The 18,020-nt window shown below is 69.5% G+C and carries 12 protein-coding genes and 1 tRNA gene; 3 read left to right on the top strand and 10 right to left on the bottom strand.

The features are described 5' to 3' along the window. Positions 1-16 precede the first annotated feature (16 nt). The 4 genes from FKN01_RS27565 to FKN01_RS27550 are packed head-to-tail and all read right to left on the bottom strand — an operon-like array spanning position 17 to position 8,326. Positions 17-1,327, bottom strand: coding sequence for a DUF2399 domain-containing protein (locus FKN01_RS27565; protein ID WP_143625258.1), 1,311 nt, complete (start codon positions 1,325-1,327; stop codon positions 17-19). After that, positions 1,324-5,532, bottom strand: a complete 4,209-nt coding sequence (locus FKN01_RS27560) for an SbcC/MukB-like Walker B domain-containing protein (protein WP_143625256.1) — start codon at positions 5,530-5,532, stop codon at positions 1,324-1,326. The genes FKN01_RS27565 and FKN01_RS27560 overlap by 4 nt, the downstream gene beginning before the upstream one ends. Then, complete coding sequence (locus tag FKN01_RS27555) at positions 5,529-6,767, bottom strand: DUF2398 family protein (RefSeq protein WP_143625254.1); 1,239 nt, start codon at positions 6,765-6,767, stop codon at positions 5,529-5,531. The genes FKN01_RS27560 and FKN01_RS27555 overlap by 4 nt, the downstream gene beginning before the upstream one ends. Continuing rightward, entirely contained in the window at positions 6,764-8,326 is a 1,563-nt protein-coding gene (locus FKN01_RS27550) for a DUF2397 family protein (protein WP_185993007.1), read from the bottom strand. Before FKN01_RS27550 ends, FKN01_RS27555 begins: the two co-directional genes overlap by 4 nt. A gap of 617 nt (positions 8,327-8,943) precedes the next feature. On the opposite strand from FKN01_RS27550, the gene FKN01_RS27545 reads away from it, so the two are divergent. After that, the gene (locus FKN01_RS27545; RefSeq protein WP_143625250.1) at positions 8,944-9,255 is read left to right on the top strand and encodes a hypothetical protein; all 312 of its coding nucleotides are present in this window, start codon (positions 8,944-8,946) and stop codon (positions 9,253-9,255) included. Positions 9,256-9,904: 649 nt separating this feature from the next. Here the strand turns inward: FKN01_RS27545 and mihF are convergent. The 6 genes from mihF to FKN01_RS33415 form a co-directional block, all read right to left on the bottom strand. Then, on the bottom strand, positions 9,905-10,138 hold the full coding sequence (gene mihF / locus FKN01_RS27540) for an integration host factor, actinobacterial type (RefSeq protein WP_260697028.1): 234 nt from the start codon (positions 10,136-10,138) through the stop codon (positions 9,905-9,907). A gap of 204 nt (positions 10,139-10,342) precedes the next feature. Further along, complete coding sequence (locus FKN01_RS27535) at positions 10,343-10,876, bottom strand: hypothetical protein (protein ID WP_143625248.1); 534 nt, start codon at positions 10,874-10,876, stop codon at positions 10,343-10,345. Between the two features lie 54 nt (positions 10,877-10,930). Further along, positions 10,931-11,500, bottom strand: coding sequence for a DUF4238 domain-containing protein (locus FKN01_RS27530; RefSeq protein ID WP_221939382.1), 570 nt, complete (start codon positions 11,498-11,500; stop codon positions 10,931-10,933). Positions 11,501-11,718: 218 nt separating this feature from the next. Continuing rightward, the gene (locus tag FKN01_RS27525; protein ID WP_143625244.1) at positions 11,719-13,599 is read right to left on the bottom strand and encodes a hypothetical protein; all 1,881 of its coding nucleotides are present in this window, start codon (positions 13,597-13,599) and stop codon (positions 11,719-11,721) included. Between the two features lie 412 nt (positions 13,600-14,011). After that, positions 14,012-16,711: a DEAD/DEAH box helicase gene (locus FKN01_RS27520; protein WP_143625242.1), complete on the bottom strand. Its 2,700-nt coding sequence runs from the start codon at positions 16,709-16,711 to the stop codon at positions 14,012-14,014. Positions 16,712-16,748: 37 nt separating this feature from the next. After that, positions 16,749-16,889, bottom strand: coding sequence for a hypothetical protein (locus FKN01_RS33415; protein ID WP_260697027.1), 141 nt, complete (start codon positions 16,887-16,889; stop codon positions 16,749-16,751). Between the two features lie 164 nt (positions 16,890-17,053). Here FKN01_RS33415 and FKN01_RS32660 point away from each other — a divergent pair. Beyond that, positions 17,054-17,138: transfer RNA gene (locus FKN01_RS32660), tRNA-OTHER, on the top strand. Between the two features lie 454 nt (positions 17,139-17,592). After that, positions 17,593-17,796 carry a hypothetical protein gene (locus tag FKN01_RS27510; protein WP_143625240.1) on the top strand — a complete coding sequence of 68 codons (204 nt, stop codon included), beginning with the start codon at positions 17,593-17,595 and terminating at the stop codon, positions 17,794-17,796. The last annotated feature ends 224 nt before the right edge of the window (positions 17,797-18,020 follow it).

Raw genomic sequence — 18,020 nt, 5'->3', positions numbered from 1 at the left:
TGGGTGCCGGTGAGGGCTACGGGTTGGGGTGCCCGTCGCGGATGTCGTCGAGGAGGTCGTCGATCAGAGCTTCTTCGTAGGCGGGGCGGCCTGTTGCGCACATGGCGGTGCGGAGTGCGGGGTCCCATTCCGTTTCGAGGAGGCGTTCGGTGTCCAGCGGTGTGGGCTGGAACGGGGCGGGGTGCAGGCTTCGGACGTAGTCGTCGGCGTTCATGCGCCAAGGCCGCGCACGGGGGACGGTGCGTAGGGCGGCGCGTATGTGCCCGATTCCTGAGGCGTCGAAGTCGGCGCGTACGGCGATGTTCCAGCCGCTGTCGGCGAGGCGGGCCAAGGTGTCGAGTTCCGTGGCTGAGGGGGTGCCGACGGTACACAGCAGCCGTACGGGGACAGCGGAGGGAAGTTCGAGGGCTGCTGTTGTGACCGAGGGGTTCTCGGTCACGAACACCCAGGAGCCTTCGTGTGGTGGGGCGGGCCAGTGGATCTCGGTGAGGGTGGCCGGGGGCAGGACGAGGGGGAACCGGGCGGGCAGGTGCCAGCCGTCGGGGTGGACGCCGAGGGTGAGGAGTCCGCCTCCCAGGCGGTCGAGGTCGACGCCGAGGGTGCCCCACGCCGTGCGGGTGGGCAGTGCGGTGGTGGTGAGCCCGGCGGCTGCGGCTTCGGCCAGGACGAGCCCGGCCAGGTCGGTGCCCGCGTCCAGGCCGTGCGGGTTGCCGGCGGCGTGGAAGGCCAGCAGCCGGCGGTCGATCCGGCCGTGCGGGGGAAGCAGCCGCAGCACCTCGGCCGCGGTTTGAAGGAGTTGTTCGGGAGCGGGGTGCTGCAGGATCCGTGCGACGCGGCCGGTGCGGTGCAGTTCCTCCCAGGTCTCGTCCGCGGGCCTCAGAGGCGCATGCCCGGGCAGGTCGCGGGAGAGGCGGGCCCGTAGATTCCGCAGGCTGGTGGTGCGGGCGAGTTGGCGGGCCCGTTCGGCGGCCGTGGAGCCGAGGGCGCGGCCGGCCGCGTGGGCGGCGACCGCACCCGGGGTGAGGCGGGGGCCGTGCCGGCGCAGGCGGAGAGTCAGCTCGTCCAGCCGGATCCTGCGCCGCTCGCCGGGGGCCAGGATCCGGTTGCCGACCAGCCCGAGGACGGCCGCGCGCTGCCCGCTGGCGGCGGGGGCGGTGATCAGGGTGGTGCCGCCCGTCATGGATGGCTCGCCGCTCCTGTCGGCCCTGGCGCCGAGCTGCTCCCACAGCCAGTGTGCTTCTTCGGTGAGCAGGGATTCGAGCCGGGCGCCGTCGCAGGCCCCGCCGGTGCACCACTGCTGGGGGCAGTCGGCAGCAGCGGTGTTCACGAGGCGTTCTCGCTGATTGTTTCCGGCCCGAGCACTTCGGGTCCGGCCGGTGCGGGTTCCGGTCCGGCGTTCTGGGCCGGGAGGTGGCTGGTGGCGGCGAGCATCTGGTGGGTGTAGAGGTGCATGGGTTCGGCGATGATGACGCCGGTGGAGGACTTGGCCAGGTCGTGGATGTCGATGCCGTCCCAGGCACCGGGGGAGCCGTCCCAGTGGTGGCTGGTGCACATCAGGTCCAGGTCGAGACTGGCGGTGTAGGCGGCAATGCCGTCGCGTCCCGCCTCGTCGATCTCACCGGGGACCTCGTCCAACGCGCACAGCCGCAGTGCGTGGGCGGGCAGGTCGCGGTACTCCGCGGCCAGCGCGGCGAGCATGGGAGCGAGCACGATCAGTCGGCTCTCTCCGTTGGAGACCGTCGTCTTCTGCTTCCCGTCCCAGATCTCCTTCGTCCCGCCCTCGCCGCGGACGACGACGTACTCCACGGTGACCCAGTTGCGGATGTCGATGGCCTCGGCCAGGCGTGTGGCGCGATCGGCGCTGCCGCCCTCTTCGCCTTGGCGCATCACCGCCAGCAGTTCCTGGCCTACGCTGTGCTGCTGTTCGGGGGTGCGCTCGGCGTCGCCGATCTCGCAGGTGAGGTGGTAGATGCGGGCGCGCGCGGGCGTCAGGTCGGGGGCAAGACGCACCTTGAGCTGCACCAGGAGGCCGGAGGAGGCGCGGGCAAGCTTCATCTGCTCGTTGATGTCGTTGACCCAGTCGTGTAGATCGACCCACGCGTTGCCGATAGCGGTGGGAATCCGGCCCAGGACGAAGGTCTGCAAGGCTTCGTCTTCAGCGGTGTTGTAGGCGGCCTGGGCGGCATGGAGACGGGCCGTTGCCTCGCGCGCGGCGGCAGGTGGCGACATGGCTGTGGACCCGGTCAGCATCACCTGGTGGACGGGCAGCCCGCCGGGTGCCTGGCCGTGGGTGAGCTGCCAGTCGTCTTCCTCGGCGGCCAGGTGCAGCCGCACCGCCAGGGCACATTCCTCCAGCGGCCCGCTCGCGGCGGGAACGGCTGCCAGCTGTTCCCGCAGCCCGGCCAGCCACGCGCCGGTGCCTTCGTCGCCCGCGTCCTGCGCTGGGCGGCCCAGGAGTTCGTGCAGGGCGTCGAAGGCCAGCAGACCGCGCACGCGCTCCAGGCTCTCGGCTGCTGCGGGCTCCGCCTGTTCCAGGCGCCGCTGGGCCTCCAGTGCGGCACGTTCGGCTGCTGCTGCCCTGCCGGAGACGCCTTCCATCCGGGATCGGGCGTCCTCCAGTTGCTCCTTGGCTGCCTGATGGGCTGCTGCGGCGTCTTCGGCCGCTTGGGCCAGCGCGATGTCGTCCATCCCGCTGCGCTGCCGGCATGCCTCCAGTTCGGCGCTGGCGGCGAGGAGCCCGGCATGGCTCGCCCGGGCTGCCTGTGCCGTCTGCCGTGCCAGTGCGCCGGACTCGGCCGCCTGCTCGGTTGCCTGCGTGACCTTGGCCAGCAGGCGCCCGGCGTCCTGCACCAGGCCCACGGCCAAGCTCACGGCCGCTGCGCGCGCCCCGGCGTCCTCGGCCTCCTGCTTGACGGCGGCAAGGGTGTCGGGCAGCCCCAACGCCGCGGCGGAGGCACGCCACTGTCCCAGGGCTGCGCGGTGGGAACTCTCCTTGTGCTGAGCGGTCCGGTCCTGCTCCGATGCGGTTGCGGCGGCCGTGTGAGCGGCGTGGGAGGCCTCGGCCCGCGTGGTCTCCGCCCGGTCCGTCGTGGCCACCGCGTCGTGGGGAAACGCAGCGGAGAGTTCCTGCAGGGCGTCGGCAAAGGCATTCAGCCGGTGCGCCGCCCGCATGTGCCCCAGGGCCGCCTGCTGCCAGCACTCGCTCTCGGCCCGGGCCGCGGCGGCGGCCCGCAGCGCCGCCGCCCGCCGGACAGCGGTACCGATGTGAGAAGCGCGCGGCATCTGCCCAGCGCACGCCGGTAGACGCCCGGTCGTTACCCCGGTACGGAAGGTGCCGTCCGCGCCCACGACGAGTCCACTCGGCACGTGCTCAGCTTCGGCTCCGACGGCGCTGGGCAGGTAGGCGATGCGGCGCAGGACGCGCGCCGTCACCTCCTGCAACGCTCCGGGCGTCGCGCGCAGGACGGCGGCCAGGGACTGCTCCTCGGGCAGCGCCGGGCCGTGGGGATGCACCAGCCAGCGGCCGTGCCCGTCCGCTCCGCGCTCAGTCACCTCGGCCGACAGCAGCCCGGCGGCGGCCATGACCGCTTCGGCCGCATCACCCACCGCCCCGGCACCCGTCTGCGGCGACACCCATTCCACCGCACAGGCGAACGCCCGCTTCTCATCGACTTCTTCGTGCCATGCGGGGCCCGGCAGCGGCAGTAGTTCTCCCGACTCCAGGCGCTGTGCCCGCGCTTCCGCCTCCGTGGCCCACTGCCGCGCCCGCCCGGCCCTCTCGGTGTGGTGGCCGGCACGCGCGCGGGCCTTCTCACGGCTCTGCGCGGCCGCCTTGTTCACCTTCCGCGCCAATTTCCCGGCGTCGTGGACCACCTGCGAACACTCCACCCCCTCACACCACCCGAAGGTCTGCGCGCTGACTGCGTCGAGGTCCATGAGCGGAGTGCGGTACCGGGCGCGGACTGTTCGTGCCCACGCCTGCACACCACCAGCCAGGTCCGCGACACACTCCTGGGCCCTGTCCAAGGTCTCCTGATGACGAACGCCGGCCCTCCGCGCCGTCTCAGCTGCCGCATCGGCCAGGCTCCGGGCCTGTACGGCCTCCTCCTGCGCCGCGGCGACCTTCTGGTACGCCACCACGCTCATGCTGGCCGCCTCACCGTGCCGCTCGATGCGTACGCTTGCCTGCTCCAGCTGCTCAGCCGCCTGCCCGGCCGCCTCCTCATCGACGACCACGTCCAGGCCGGGGGCCTGGTCGAAGACCCGCTCACCGATCCGCAGCGGTGAGGGCGCGCCGCCCCGTACGCTCACGACGGCGGGGACGGCCACTGGCAGCGGCACCCGCGCCGCCCGGCAGGAAGACTCGGCCTTCTCCAACAGGCCCGTTACCGCATCGGCTGCCTCCTGTACATCAGCAGCGCACCGCGCAGCAGCCTGCGTGTGCGCGGTGAGGAGTTCACAGTCCTTCTCGTGCGCCTCCTGGGCCCGCCTGACAGTCAGGTGGGCGTGGGCCACATCGCTGGAGGTGGCATCGCGGGCCAGCGCGGCGGCATGCTGACCGGCCTGAAGCTCTGCCGCAGTCCGCTCCTGGATCAGCACCCGCAGATCACCCAGCTCCTGGCTGCGCACCTCCGCATCCGTGCCCGCCTGCCGCGCTTCCTCCCGGGCGTGGGCCAGTACGGCGGTACAGGCCAGGGCGGCGTCAACGGCCTGGAGACCGGTCTGGGCGGCGGCTTCGGACCATGCGGCGGACAGGTCTTCGAGGACCTGCGCGGTCTTCGCGTCCCGCTCGTAGCGCCGGCGGGTCGCCTCCGCGGCGGCGAGCGCCTCCTGCGCCGAGCGCACCGTGTCCGGGCTGACGGTGGGCAGCGCCATGCGCAGTTCGGCGGCGGCGTCGGCGGGCGAAAGCCCGGCCAGCAGCCCGGGGTTGCGGACCTTCTTGATCCGCCGGGCGATCCGCTTCAGGGTTCCCGGTGTGCAGCCGAAGATCCGCTGGGCGAGGTCGGCGACATACGTGTCGGCGGAGGCAAAGATCTCACCGCCCTGCGCCGCCACCCACGCCCAGAAGTCGTCCCGCTTCATGGTGGACAGGTCCTGGCCGTCGTGGCCGGGGACGACCGGCAGCCTGAAAGGCACCGTCTCCACGCTGTTGCTGCTCGCCGCGTACTCCAGGCGCAGCCCGTAGTGCTGCTCCCCGGCGTCCGCGTCCCCGCTGGCCGGATCCCCGGGCGGGGAGAAGCTGAGCCACACATACCCGAAGCGCCGCTTTGAGGTGCTGCCGCCCTTCATCAGCGACACCAGACTCGTCGCCCGCCCCGACGCGGAACTCAAGTGCATGTGCACCGGGTTGAGAAGAAAGGGGCACAGCCCTTCCAGCAGGGTCGTCTTCCCGGTGCCGTTGGGGCCCCGTGCCAGCCACCGCCCCGACGGGCAGGACAGCACCTCACGCGTGTAGTACCAGACGTTGTCCACGCCGGCGCCGATCAGATGCCAACGCCGCCAGAAACGCTCGATCCCGGCCTTCGCGCTCATCGCTCCACACCCTTCGCAACATCACCGCACTGGGCGGGGACCGAGGCTTGTTCGGACAGGACCGTCCACCGCGCCGCAGCAGGCGACAGCCACCACCACTCCTCGAACCCGCCCGTCACGCGCAGCAGATCCGCCTCGGGCTCCAACACCCCGCGCACATCCTCGGCCAGGCGCGGCAGATCGCCGCGCAGATCCTTGTTCCACCAGGCATGTCGATGCGCCAACTCGCCCAGCCGGCCCACAACCCGGCTCTTCGGCAGACCGCACCAGTTACGCCCGGGCGCCCCCGCCCCGCCTCGCACTCCCTCCGCCACGAAGCTGTCGATGAGAAGCAGCGCGGCATGCGGCACCGTTCCGGCCTGACTGCGGCTGCGCCCGGGAAACCGGAACCGCCCCGCCACACGGCCCTCATAGGTCTCCTGCGGCATCACCCACGCCGCCCCCTCCAGCCGGTGCTCCAGCTCCAGCCCGAAGGACCTGGCCAGGGCCGCACCCTCGGCGGGGCCCCTGTCGCTGAGCCACCGCAACTCGTCCTCGTCCAGGTCACCGGTGTGCACCACCGCCTGATCAGCGAGCATCGCGCACACCCGCACCCCTGCGTCCGCCGGCCGGGCCAGCCCGGCGAGCCACCCCGCCGGTTCCTCGGCAGGATCGATGGACCACTGCCCCCGCCCGTCGACCGGCACCCCCCGGGGCAGCACGTGCAGAAGGCGGGTGTGGTGGACCTTCAACAGCACCGGAGGATCCTCCTCACCGTCCACCAACGCCTCGACCCGCCCCTCCAGCTCCTCCAGCACGCCCTGGACACACAGCCGCCGCAGCCCGGCGGCGAACGCCGAAAGTTCCGTGCGCGACTGCGTCACCGGCAGCTCGATCTCGACCGCCGCCGCCCGCGCCGCGCCGGCCACCTGTCCCAGCCGGACCCGGACCGGCAGGGATTCCAGCACGGAGACCGTGAGCCAGAACCACACCCCCTGCGCACTGTTCCCCTCCGGCAGCCGCGCCGAGCGCGGGGGAGCGGGGTTGTAGACCCGCACCAGATCCGGCTCCACCACGAGCGCACACCCCACGGCCGCGAGCAGCTCACGCAGCGCGCCCCGATGCCGGTACACCGCCTCGATGACCGCATCGTCCCGCCCGCCCACCAGCCACGCCCGCGTCTTCAGCAATCGGGCCAACTGCCAGACCACTTCCTCCTCGTCCTCCCCCTTCCCCCAGCCGCCGTACGCGCTCACCGGGCCACCTCCACCCGCAGCGCCGCCTGCACCCGCCCGCCGCCCGCAGCACCGGCCGCACCACCCCCGGGCGGCCCGGCCGCCCGGGGATGGAAACTCACCTGCCTCCCCGGCACCAGCACCGACCACGCCACCCCATCGACACGCCCCACCACCCCCCGCACCGCCGTCAGCGTGCAGCCCACGCCCTCCCAATGCCCCACCCGGGCCCCGCCCGCCTCCACACCTCGGGCCGCCGCCATCACCGCCCTCAACGCCAGCCGGCACGCACGGTCCGTCAACGGAAACACCCCGGCCAGGACCTCGGCGGCCGCCGCCCGCTTCTCCGCTTCGATGCGCTCCCGCTCCCGCGCCACCTCCCTGGCCGCCTCCCCGCGCTCCCGCCGCGGAGCCACCTGCCCCCGCGGACCGCTCTGACCACTCGCCCGCAGCATCGCCAGAGCAGGAACCCGCGGACCCTCATGCCAGGAGACGACCGCGCCCCCCTCACCCTCCGCACAGGTATGCAGCTTCGCCCACGGCCGGTCCGCCACCGACGCCCGGAACACCGCCTCACCCCGCTGTCCGTCGCGGCACGCCGCCGCCAAGGACAGCGCCTTGGCCCGCAGCGTCCCCGGCCCCACCACACTCTGCTGCCGCCGCAGATTGGCGTGCATCATCGGAATCGCCCGCACCAACTGCTGCCCGAACCGCCACGCCCTGCCCGACGCCGGCGCGAACCAGCTCAGCAACTGCTCCCAGTCCCCACGCTTCGCCCCGCGCGACGGAGCAAGCACCCCGCGCGCGACCAACGCCCCGGCCCGCGACTGCGCCCCGCACCCCGCCGCCAGCTCAGCGAACCGTGGCCGCAGCCCCATCAGCAGCCCGTGCACGGCCACCACCTCCCGGTCGAGGTGAACCACCACATGGGTCGCGTACTCCACGATCAGCTGCTTCAGCTCACCCGTGCCCTCCGCGCCCAGGTCGAACCGGTCGGCAAGCCGGGCCAGCATGTCCGTCTGCCCCACCAGCGACGCATCCAGCTGGTCATGCTCCACGAACACCTGCCCCGCCAGCTTCGCCACCTCCTCGGGCGCCACGCCCTCCCCCTGCAAAGCCGTCAGCGCGTCACGGATCCGGGCCAGCCCATCCAGCGCCACCTCCCGCTGTACCACCCCCTCCGCCGACAACGCGGTCCACAGCCGCTGCACCTGCCGACCCTGCGCCGTCGCGGTGTACCGCCACCGCGCACCGCTCAGCTCCTGCCACCGCTCGATCTCGTTGTCCGGCTGCCCCGACACCGCCAGGAACGTCTCCTGCAACGCCTTCAGCCGCTGCGCCACGACCACCGGATGAAGAGTGACGCCCCGCGCCGCGAGCTCCACCGCGATCTCCGCAGGAGTCAGATGGTCGACGGCCTGGTCCAGCACGCCCATGATGGCCGCGTACTCCTGGCGGACTCTGCTCACGGTGTACCCCAACGCCCGGGTCGGGTCGTGCACCCCGGGACCCGTCCTGGTCCACTCGTCGACGAGCCAGTCGTCAGCACCGAGGTCACTCAGAATGCCGTTGTGAGGCATTTTCGCCTTCCATCCCTTGTTTCTTAAATGTGTAGGAATAAGGCTAAAGGTCGGCACTGACGACGCCCCCGGACACCGATGAGGCCACACTCGCTCACCGCCCCGGACCACAAGGCGCGCGACGCCACAGAACCTCAGCCGCTGCGGTCCGGCTCGCATGCCTTCGCCGTCCACAACCAAGTGGGAGAGCCGGTGAGACGGCGATGCGAGCACATAAAGGCCGCCCCGACGGCGTGGGCGAACATGGGCCCGGGGAGTGGCAGCGACGACGCAGGTTCCGGCTTACCCTCGCCCGCAACGTAGGCGTCTACCCGCTGCGGAACCGCCAGCCGCTGGCAGACTGGCGCCGTGATGCATGCCGGGTATCTCGCTGTTGCGCCGGACGGCAGCCCCGTCCACTCCTTCCACCCCGGGCCTTCCGCGTGGTGCTGTGCGAACCACGTCCTGGGACTGCCGCTGGAGACGGACCGTCGGGGGGCAGCCGTGCACGAGGCGGGGCACCTCGTGGCCGCTCTCGTCGGGGGAATTCACGTGATCGACGTGGTTCTGACGCCCGAGGAAGCGCAATCCCCGTGCGGTCCGGTCTACGGGGTCTCCGGTGTCACGCAAATCGGACCGTGGCTGTTCATCCGGAGAGCTGCCTGACGATGCTGGCCGCCGGTGAGCTGGCGCACCAGCGCTGGCTGCGGGACTCCGGGCTGTTCACGTCAGCCAGAGCATCGGCGGTCGAACGCGGGGCGGTGGACGACACCGGCAAGGCCATCGGCTTCTGGCAGTTCCGGCCCGCTGCAGAGGCACTGCTGGCCGCGCACTGGGAGCATGTGCTGAACGTCGCCGAACCGCTTGAGAGCTGCGGGTATCTGAATGGGGACGAGGCCGCCGCGCTTACCGGGCTTCCCAACCCTCCCGAGCTCGCATCCGAACTCTAGGGGTCGTTCGCGGCTGGTGACACGCTTCTTACCAGCACAGCCCGTAGCTGGCGCTCTCATCTTGTCCCTGTACGAGCAGCAGTACGGGGCACTCCGCTGCCTCCATGAAGTGCCCCGTACTGCTGCCCGCCGTCGTGAACATTCGATGCGCCCCGACGGTCACAGCGCTGCCGAAACTGCTGTCAAAACGCTGATCCCTGTCGCGTGCAGAGCCAATGTCCGCGACATCGTACGCGCCTGCAGGACGCCGCCGGGTGCGGCGGGGCAACCTGAGAGTATGGACGAGACGGGTGAACCTTTCCTCGCCGAGGACGAGGTGAACGACCTCCCCAGCGACGGGGACCGCGACGACGAGTACGAGTGGGTGCGCTGAAGAGGGCGGCCCGGGCGCGGACCCGCCCGGAGCGTACAAGTCGGCCCCGGGGCAGAACTGCAGCCGGCGCCGAGCGCCGCCCACGTGAGGGCGAGCATGAGCCCGCTGGCGGCGGACCCGGCCAGGGCCCGAGCGGGCAACCGGGGCCCGGCCGGGTGGGTTTCGGCGCACCGGCCGGCGCACCTGTCGTCCATGACTCGGTGCGGTGACCCCGGGTCGGTTGAAGACGGACTCGCTGCCCATTGTGCCCTGGGCGTGAAGCGCGGAGGCGGCCAGTCAGGTTCGCGGCGGGAACAGCTCGATCAGGCGGGCGCGCTGCCGTTCTCCAAGACCCTGGACCCTCCTCGTCTCCGAGATGCCGAGGTCTACGAGATGACGGCGCGCCTTCACCGTGCCGATGCCGGGGAGGGACTGCAGAAGGTGAAGAGCGCGGGTCTGCCGGGCGGTGTCGTCGTCGCGGTCGAGGACGTCGAGGAGCGAAAGACGTCCAGCCTTCAGCGCCGCGAGCATCTCGCTGCGCTCCTTGCGGACCCGGCCGGCCTTCGCGAGCGCTTCTGCTCGCTGCTCAGCCGGTCAGGGCGGGGAGAGGGGTCGGCATGGCGCTCCTTCGTCGTTCGGGCGTCTCATCATGAACGACAGAACCACTTCCCGTCAGGATGGTGTGGTTCCTGGTCTGGTCACTGGCAACCGCAGGCTCAAGAAGGACAGGCGCGGTCAGCCGGCGGTGAGCTGTCGGAGGAAGCGCTTCTCCTTGCGCTTGCGCAGGAACTGGTACCAGCGGGCGTTGTAGGAGAGCTCTTCCCGGCAGGTGTCCAGGAACGTCTTCTGTGCGTCAACCACCGCTTCGGCCTGCAACTGGAAGCGATTCGCCTTCCGCTCGTTCAGATCCAGGTCCCCGGCGGCCGCGACCAGATTCTCGGCGGCAGCAATGACCTGAACACTGCCGCACAGGCGAACACCGTTGAGCGCACTGATCAGGTCGCTGCTTATCTCCCACATCGCGGGCATCTGCGCCACGAGCAGCTTGTGCGAAGCCCGTCCGGCTTCCCGGCGCAGATTGGCGAACTGGTAGCTGTGAGCGAAGGAACGGGTCGAGGCGTCCAACATCCGCCGGTACGCGCCTGCCCGGTCCTCCCTGCTGCCGAGCCGGGGCACCCCCGCGGGCCGGTAGCGGCCCATCAGGGCACCGAGCGGACCACCAGCCGCCTTGATGCCTGCCGTTGCCACACCAGAAGTGATCAGGTCCATGCTCGGTTCTACCACCTACGCCGCACGGAGCGCGGTGGCCAGCATCTCCACCCTCTACGAGCGGCCCCGTTCCGGGACCGGTGGCGGGCCTGCGGGCGGGTGGGAGAGCTGGTCCAGGAGGTCGCGCAGTTCGTTGCTGCGGATCTCGGGATGGGCCGGTGCGGGGCCGGGCTGCTGCTGGGTGGGTACCGCTGTCAGCCGCGGCGGCCGGACCTCCAACGGGGTATGGGCCAGTCGCAGCCGACCAGGCCAGAGCATGGGCGGGAGTCGGTAGACGGCCTCCCGGCACCAGGCGGCTGCCTCGGCGTTGGCCTTGGCGGCGATCCCGCGAGTGAGGCCTTGGTGCGGCCGGTAGTGCGCCCGTGGTGTGGAGATGAGCAGGCACGTCGGCGAAAGCGGAGCGAAGATCTCGACCGTCTCGGGCAGCAGCGGGGGAGTGAGACAGAGCGTGCCGTCCTTGCGGCGCAACGCCACGCCGCTGTCGCCCAGGATCAGCAACGGCTCCGCCGAGTGCAGCACAACCAGTCGACGACCTGGGACGGTGAGGATGTCGCGGGTGCGCTCGAAGGAGCGGATCTCGGCGCGCAGCACCGAGCGCGGGTCAGCGATTACCCACATCGCCATCCGTAGATGCCCGCTTCAGTGCCCACCCAGTCCGCCCATCCGCCGTTCTCGCTGCCCCGACGCCGTGGGTTCGCTGCTGGCTAGCGCCACAAGGCCCGACAGCACGGGCGCACGCCCGGCCATGGAGGAGCACGGAAAGGGACGGCGGGGCCCGGCCGCGGCTACCGTCGGGACAGCCCTTAGCGCCCTGCCTGTACGGAAATGCGGACGGCGCTCCACTACCTCCTCCTATTCCCCTCTTCATCCGTAAGAGTCACACGCAAGCTACCCAGCGGCCACACTATTCCGACCTTTTTCCGGCGCTTTCCCTTTATTCGTCGCACTCTCCTGCGTTGGCGCATGACCGCAATTATGGCCACCACAGAAAGCAACACCAGATAAGCGAACCATACTCCGGCGGATCCGCTTTCCGCGATGCCTTTGAGGGGCCCTGCAGTCCATCCCGCGACTCCCGAATCAGGAATCTCTGTTATGGCCGTGAAAGTTTCATCAATCGCAGGCATGCCGAGTACGGCGGTAGCCAACACAGCCGCCGCAGCGAGGGCATTCGCGCGGTTAGCAGCACGCTGCGATTCTGCCGTCGATACAAATTGCTGCAATTGATCAAGACTTTCGATAGCGTACCCATAAAGGGAGTCTGCTCGCCATTTCTCAAGCAGGTACTTAGCGACGTCAACTGCGGTTCCGTACAGCAGAGGCGACTCCCGATACTCCCGCAGCCCGAAGATTGCGTCTTCTTGGACTGAAGCTATCGACCGCAAACTTCCGGTACTATTGACGATTCGCCAGTTGATCTCTCGTATTTGCCAGAACTGAAGTAGGGCGGACTCCGCCACCAAGATGTGATTCAGGTGACTTGCGTACCCATTTGACCTGCCAAAGCCAGGCCAATTAACAATGAGCCCCTTGTCTCCGCCCATGAATACAGAACAGTCCATACTCAGTGATGTATCCGGGGGCATGATGGAGTTCATGGAATCCCCCCGGCCACCGCCACGCCTTTGCGTACGATGCCGCGTGACCATGTAGGCAAATTCCTCTGGGTGAGTCTCCCTAAACGTAGACTCGTCTGAGCAACAAGCGATCTCTTCAACGAAGCAGCAAGGGTGGCACATCCAATCCGTCCCCGTACCGACGCTCGCCGCGGAACTGAATGCTTCCAGGTAAAGCTCAAATATCTCGGTGAGAGAAATCGCCTCAGGGAAGAAGACTCGACGCCAGCGCGTACCGGCACGCACTTGGTGGACCCACTCGCCCGGTAGCGACAGTGCCAAATCGCTCCACCCTTTGGTTTGCGTGAGAACAGCCTCCGGAAGTTCGACGCTGGCGATAATAGGGGACGCACCGAACTGCATTTTAGTGAAGTCCTCTGCGGTGAGATTATCTGGGAAGTCGACCGCGAACGTGAACTGCACTACGCCGGATTTGTGAATTAGGGCGGTTACCTCCACCCATTGTGGATTCGAATTATCTGACTGGGACCTGGCCTCCCCACCCGCAAGAATTGACAGCCAAACTCTCACGCCTCGGAGATGCAACCGTATATACGGTTCATCATGCAGATAGCCAGGGCGGTACAGGTCTCGCTCTACAGCGCTCTGGACGGCATTGGTGAATTGCACGCCCACGACAGCGCCAGTCAACATGTTCGAGGATTCATTCATCCTCGCCAATGACTCTTCCAAGTCGCCACTATCCGCAAACAATGTGATCCTCGGATGCCTTACGGCGTGCGTGACATGCCTCATTGCCCAACGAATTCGCCTTCCTCTGCGGACGGCCGAAGAGAACGAGTGCCAGCGCTCAACGGTTTCCATTAGTCGGGCAATGTCGGAGAACCGCGGCGAAAGTGAAACTTCCGTATCGCCCGGCAAGCAGGCAGTTTCAGCTATCTCCTTCTTTAGGAGCTTATTGGCGACTTCTCGGACCCCTATTCGCTTTTCGTAGCCAATCGTGTACGTAAAGTACCCGACACTTTTTTTATGATTGCTTGGTGGTGGGTGGATGATCGCATTGACATATTTAAGCACCGTTGAACCACCCGAGCAGGGGTGTTGCGGACACTGCTGCCAGCGTTGGCAATCCTGAACGCGCGGCATCCACCATCCCGCACAGAGCGCTCCTACCTGCCAGTCAGTCTGTGCGGCCTGCGACACCCGCCGCCCTGCAGCCCGCGCGTTCATCCAGCGGCACCGGAAGCCGACCGCAGCCCCGGGGCGCTGCCCCAGCTGTTCGAGGACTAGGAGGAAGAGACCATGCACGCCCATGGCTGGTCCCGCGCCCCGCAGCCCGCGGCCCCGTCCAGCCCGCCGGCCCATGTGAGCCTCGTACCACGCGGACAAGGCTGAGCGCACGGACGACGAAGCCTCCGGGAAGGATCCCGGAGGCTTCCCCGTTTCGGTGAACAGGCGTGGGACGCGGGCGTCAGGCGACCGGACGGCCGGCTCCGCCATGAGCACCCCGGACTCGAAGGTCCGGGGTGCTCATGGCGGAGCAGAGGGCAGCAGGGGCTTATCGGGCGGCCTCGGTGGCCGGGACGGCGTCGGCCCACGCGACGCCGAGTTCGGCGAGTGCGGCGAGCTGTTCGGCGTCCAGCCGGTCGCGGCGTGCGCGGGTGTTGGAGAGCCATACGCCCAGCTTTACGGTCACCGGCTCGGTCGCGCCGTCGACTGCGATCTGCTCGCTGTGGCCCCTTGGCACCGGCCGGTGGGCGCCTTCCCTTTCCACCCACTGTGCGAGGGCCGCCAGGCCGCGCTGGAACGCCTGCTGCGCCTTGCCCTGGTCCTTCTTCGCACCCTTGGTGGCCGGTGCGGGAGTCGGCGCCTCAGCGGGTGTGATGCCCAGCGTGGACAGCCGCTCCTGCTGCTCGGGCGTCAGCTGCGCCCAGGTGGCCGGCTGTTTCTGCTGCTGGAGCCACCGCCCGATGTCGTCGCCCTCGAAGATTACGCCCGGCGCGATGGAGGGCAGGACACCGTCGGCGTCGAGCAGGTCGGCGAGCACCTGGTAGTGGCGTTGCCAGTTCAGGGGCCAGGGGCAGTTCCAGTCCGGGTCGATCTCGGTGAGCTGCTGCGCGCGGGCGGCGGCCCGCTGCGGGTTCTTGCCGAGGCCGCCCTTCCTGCGGAGGTTGGCCATGTGCTGGCCGATGGGCACCATCGTCTCGCCTTCGCCCCATACCGCGTCCTGACGCGGTGCGAGGTGCCCCATGGCCCGCCGGTAGGACCGGAGCACGGCGAGCTTGGCCTCCCACGCTTCCTCGCCGGGCTCCCAGACCATCCCGGCCTCCGGGGCGTCCAGTAGCTTTTTGCGCCGGTCTTCCAGCTTCCCGGCCCGCAGCGCCTTGCGCTGCTGGTGGACCCATCGCCCGAGCGGGAAGTCCTTCGTGATGCCGACCTCGACCTCGGTGTCGTACGGCACGGCGTAGAGGCCGGTGATCTCGTTCTCCTTCCGCCACCGGAGCAGGGCCTGGTAGCCCTCCAGCCACACCAGCGACTCCGGCCGGTACACCCGGGTCCGCAGGAACGCCGCGATCGTCGCCGCGTCGCGCGGGCTGGAGAAGTGCAGCAGGGCGGCTTCGGCGGTGGCCTGGGTGTCGTCGTCCTCCTCCTGGTCCTCGCCCTCGCCGCCGGCCCCGACGATCCGCCCCTCCTCGTCACGCCGGACGTGCACCTTGCGCTTCCCGCTCGTGAGCGCCCTGGAGGCGAGCTGCTCGACCAGACGTTCGTCATGCGAACGCAGGCCCTGGAGGACGGCTACGAGCGGCTTGAAGCTGGCGCTGGCGACCATGTCCGTCGGGTCCTCGCCGGGCTCCAGGAACACCGGCACGATGATCCTGGCCACCTTGGTGGAGCCGTCGCGGTTGAGCCGGAGCGCGCGGCCGATGTTCTGCACGATCTCGACCTGCGAGCCGCGGGTGTCGGCGAAGCAGATGGAGTCGACGCCCCGCTCGCCGGTGATGTCGATGCCCTCGCCGAGGACGCGGCAGCTGGCGAGGAAGGCGCGGTGCACCCTGCGCCCGGCAGTGTCGATGCCGTTGGCGAACTGCCGCAGGACCTCGCGGCGCTCGGCGACGAGGTGCTCGCCACACAGCCACGCCGACCAGACCCGGTCCGGCGGGACGTGACGCCCAGCCTCCAGCTCGTAGAACTTGGCGTCGATCGAGGACTTCGGCAGAGCGTCGGCGGCGGCCAGGTCGGCGTCGGAAGCATCGTTGACGTTGACGTACAGCTCGGCAGCGGTCTCGGGCAGCTTCTCCGCGAAGGCCGCGGCTTCCTCCACCTTCTGGTGGAAGGTCATGACCGTACGCAGGTTGTACGCGGCGGCGTGCTCCAGGAGGGCGGTCTGCAACAGGGCCAGGCGCCGGCCGCGCTGGGCTTCCTCCGTCTCGCCGAGGATGGGGGAGGGGTCGCGGATCTCCAGGACGTCGATCTCGAACCCGGCGAGGATTTCCCGCTCGATCGCCTCCGCCAGCCCGAGCTCCGCGAGCCACGCGCCGTACGTGCCGTTCGGGTCGTCGGCCATGGTCGCGATCTCCGCCTCCTGGCCGTCCGCGCCCTTCTGCGGGCGGGCCGCGGCGAGAATGCGCGGGGTCGCGGTCAGGTACAACCGGAAGTCCGCCGGGATCCGCTGGTTGTTGTGGATCGCCGCCCACGGACGGCCAAGATCACCGGCGGTGCCGTGGGCCTCATCCACGATCGCGAGGTCGAAGGCGTCCATGCGCTGGCCGTAGAGGCGCTCTCCGCCCGCCAGAGCGGCCTCCAGTGGCCCACGAACCTTCCGCTGGCCCATCGGTGCGGTGATGTCCTCGCGGTCCACGAGAGATGCGTACGTGGCGAACACGACCGTGGGCCCGTGCCCCGCCCACAGGGCGAGCTGGACCGGGTTCGTGGTGGTGCGCACGCCCAGCTCGTTCAGGACCGGGTCGTTCTCCAGCGAGCACACCGCGACCATCGGGGTCCGGTGGCCCACCGCCCTCCACGCCTGGGCGGTCTGCGCGAGCAGGTCCAGGGTGGGCACGGTCACGAGGATCCGGCCGTCCGCGAACGACTCCAGCGCGCACGCGGCGGCCGTGATCGTCTTCCCGGACCCGGTTGCTGACACGATCGTGCCCCGGGCACCCTGCGGGGGCACAGATGACCTTGCACGGAATCCCACCCACCTACGAAACGCGGACCGCTGATCTACCTGGTGTTCCTTGAGCCGAATCGCTGACATTCCGTGTCTCCCCGAGCGCTGAATTCGTGTGGTCTTTTCAGAGGGCCGCGTGCGGAATGCAGGCCGCGCCCGAGTCGTTCCAGATCTGCCCGCCGGCCTTCTGCCAGCCGCCCGGTTCCCCGTTCTTGAAGGGCGGCATGTTGTCCGGGTCGTAGTGACCGGCATCGAGCGTGCACACGACGACGTTCCTGTCCGCGTTCCGCGTCCGGGCCGTGCACAGACCGCCGGCCTCGCCCAGCGCCTCCAGGACCTGGCGGCGCGCCGTGGTGTGCGGGCGCGTGAGCGGAACATCCCTTACAAAAGGAGGGGCATTGTCGGCATGAGTGCGGATACGCTGTGCGCGGCCACGCGTCGTCTAGCGGCCCAGGACACCGCACTCGGGTTCGCCCCGATGCGGAAACCCCGGTTCGAATCCGGGTGCTGGCCAACCCTGCCCGGCTCACGACCCTCACGCCCCCGTCCCAGCCATCCGCGAACCGCGGACCTTGAGGCCGGCGCTAACGCGTTCAGCTCGACCACCTCGCTCTGTGCCCCAGCGACCGCCCGGGTCCCCAGCGCGGCTACCAGGTCGTCCGCCTCGCTCGCGGGCACGCCCTGCGCACCCAGGAGCGCGAACAGCCGGAGCCGGGCGTTGACGCCCGCCGTCTGGTACTGACCGACCCGGCGCACGGAATCGCTGCTCAGCGCGGGATCGGGTCCGGTAGATTCGTGGTGACCGGTCATCTGCGGTTGTTCCTCTCGGAATTCCAGGAAGCTTGCCGGGTGATTGGATAGTGTCCCATGCTTTCGCCAACGGTACATGTGCATCAGGTTGATGCACATGTAGGCTGAACTCGACACATGCGAGTGACCCGCACCGCCCGCGGATAGAAGGAACGCTCATGGAACCCACATCCCAAGAACTCCTGGCCGATCTCTACGGGCACGACCAGGACGCCCACTTCGACACCATGCAGCTCCGGGAGGGCCTGGCGCACCAGATGGCCCCTGCCCAACTCGACAAGTTCATCGCCGCCGTCGAAGGGACAGGAGATCGGGCAGTAGATCTCGAAACAGCCATGTCACTCCTCAACACCATCCGCTAGAGCCCCACCCCTGTAGCCAGCCCAGCCCGCGTCAGCGGGCTGCTTCTGGTCCTGGAGGCGAAGCCGGAGGGGCCGGGGTGGAGCGAAGCGGAGCCCCCTTCGTTCCGCGTAGCGGAACGTCAGGGTGCCGCGAAGCGGCACCCGTTCACTGGGGTCTTGGAGCGGAGCGGAAAGACCCCCGGCCCCGGAGCGAAGCGGAGGGGCCCGCCGCGGCGCAGCCGAGG

The sequence above is a fragment of the Streptomyces sp. 130 genome (assembly GCF_007096885.1).
GTDB lineage: Bacteria > Actinomycetota > Actinomycetes > Streptomycetales > Streptomycetaceae > Streptomyces.
The sequence above is the reverse complement of the archived record's forward strand: the minus strand, read 5'-3'. Positions and strand labels throughout refer to the sequence as shown.